Consider the following 1741-nt stretch of genomic DNA (forward strand, 5'->3'; position numbering starts at 1 on the left):
CCCTTCAGGAGGGGGTTCTAGTCAGTTGATTGCCCGCGCCCCGAAAGGGGCGCTCTTCGTTGATGAGCCACCGGTCTGCTGTTTTGCTGATGCTGCTGGTCACGCTGATGTGGAGTTCGGCGGGCGTGGTCACGCGGCATCTGGATGCAGCGCGTGGATTCGAAATCACGTTCTGGCGCAGTGCCTTCAATGCGCTGGCACTGGTGGCCATCCTCGGCATGATGCGGGGCAAGGCGTTGTGGTCAGCCATGCGTGGCGGTGCGGTCTGGGCCTCAGGCCTGTGCTGGGCCGTCATGTTCACGGCCTTCATGGTGGCGTTGTCGCTGACGACGGTGGCCAATGTGCTGGTCACGATGTCGCTGTCCCCCCTATTCACGGCGATATTTGCGCGGTTCTTTCTGCATCAGCCGATTCCCGCCCGCACCTGGTGGGCGATTGCCGTGGCTGGCGCGGGCATCGCGTGGATGTTCGGTGGTCAGCTGGGCGGGCCGCTGTTGGGCGTCATCGTTGCGCTGGGCGTGCCGCTGGCCGCCGCCAGCAATTGGTGCCTGCTGCAGAAGGTGGGGCAGGGCGACACTGACATGCTGCCCGCGGTGCTGATCGGTGCTGTGATCTCCATGGTGTTCACACTGCCGCTGGCCTGGCCGTTGCAGGCCAGTGCGCACGACCTGTCCCTGCTGGGTTTTCTGGGCGTCTTCCAGCTTGCCGTTCCCTGTCTGCTGGCCGTGCGCCTGGCGCGCGAGCTGCCGGGCCACGAACTGGCCCTGCTCGGCCAGGCGGAAACCCTGCTCGGCGTGCTTTGGGCCTGGGCTTTTGCGGGCGAACACCCAGGCAGCGCGGCCCTGATCGGCGGTAGCCTCGTGCTTGCGGCGCTGATCGCCAACGAAGCGCTGGCGCCTCCTACTGTCAAACCCGCCTCCTTGAATAACGCATGAGTGACCTGATCCCGACCCTGGTGTCTGACGGCCATATCCTGGCCGACGTCAACGGCTGTCTCGGCCTCATCACGCTGAACCGCCCGCAAGCGCTGAATGCGCTGTCGCTGGCCATGATCCGCGACATGACGGCGCTGCTGCGCCACTGGGCGTCTCGACCGGAGATCCAGGCCGTCGCAGTGCTCGGCGCGGGCCGCGAAGGCAAGGCGCCGGCCTTCTGCGCGGGCGGCGACATCCGCTTCTTCCACCAGGCCGCTCATGCCGGTGACCCGGCGCTGGAAGACTTCTTCACTGAGGAATACCGCCTCAACCACCTGATCCACCACTACCCCAAGCCCTATATCGCGCTGATGGATGGCATCGTCATGGGCGGCGGCATGGGTATCAGCCAGGGCGCCAAGCTGCGCGTGCTGTCCGAGCGCTCCAAGCTTGCGATGCCCGAGACCGGCATCGGCCTCTTTCCCGATGTCGGTGGTGGCTACTTCCTCGCCCAATGCCCCGGCCACGTCGGCGAATGGTTGGCACTGACCGGCCAGGCCATTGCGGCCGGCGACGCCATCGAATGGGGCCTGGGCGACGTCTATGTGCCGGCGGCGCAATGGGCCGACCTTGTCGAAGCGCTGAGGGCCAGCCCCCAGCCCAGCGCCGAGCACGTCATCGCGACCGTCATGGAGTGTGCCGATCTCGCCCCCACCGCCGACCCCAAGGCCGCCGCCGAACGCATCGACCGCCATTTTGGCGAGCCGACACTGGCCGGCATCCTGGCATCCCTGGCCGCGGCCGATGACGACTGGGCGCACCAGACC

At 66.8% G+C, this 1741-nt stretch carries 2 protein-coding genes; both read left to right on the forward strand.

Going from position 1 to position 1741, the window contains the following annotated elements; translation table 11 throughout:
- The first annotated feature begins 62 nt into the window (after window positions 1-62).
- Complete coding sequence (locus tag ACXJKR_RS31560; RefSeq protein WP_457326210.1) at window positions 63-935, forward strand: DMT family transporter; 873 nt, start codon at window positions 63-65, stop codon at window positions 933-935.
- A partial coding sequence (locus tag ACXJKR_RS31565) for a 3-hydroxyisobutyryl-CoA hydrolase (RefSeq protein ID WP_457326212.1) occupies window positions 932-1741 on the forward strand: 810 nt, incomplete at its 3' end. The genes ACXJKR_RS31560 and ACXJKR_RS31565, both read left to right, overlap by 4 nt.

The sequence above is a fragment of the Roseateles sp. P5_E11 genome, from assembly GCF_054049355.1.

Bases quoted from the DNA above. Each gene is read 5' to 3' on its own strand.
- ACXJKR_RS31560 (WP_457326210.1), top strand. From the start codon at position 63: ATGAGCCACCGGTCTGCTGTTTTGCTGATGCTGCTGGTCACGCTGATG.